1 protein-coding gene is annotated in these 308 nt (G+C 37.7%); it reads right to left on the bottom strand.

Going from position 1 to position 308, the window contains the following annotated elements:
• Nucleotides 1-268: hypothetical protein (locus RMT89_RS42075; protein ID WP_315889032.1), on the bottom strand; the 268-nt coding region annotated here is incomplete at its 3' end.
• Nucleotides 269-308 lie beyond the last annotated feature (40 nt).

The following is a 308-nucleotide window of genomic DNA, read 5'->3' on the forward strand; positions in this document are numbered from 1 at the left end:
TTTCTAAGCAATCTTGCTGCGTATTCTTTAAAAAATCGGTTCCGATAATCTCTTCAAAGAAGGCATCAAATGCCTCAGCATCGGAAGATAATGCATCCTTAATACCTTTCATATGAATAGCAACAGACTCTGCATTCTCGGATGGCATTGAAAAAGGAGCAAACACTTTCGCTATCACGCAGTATAGGGCTAAGTTTACATCTTGAGGCTTTTCAGACCTTAGAGTTTCTCCAAACTCTTTTTCACATAACCGTCCAAATAGATTCACGTTTTTTGAGTACAAACGTAGAATACGCTCTAATTCTTTA

The sequence above is a fragment of the Streptomyces sp. P17 genome, from assembly GCF_032436805.1.
In the GTDB taxonomy this organism is placed as follows: Bacteria; Actinomycetota; Actinomycetes; order Streptomycetales; family Streptomycetaceae; genus Streptomyces.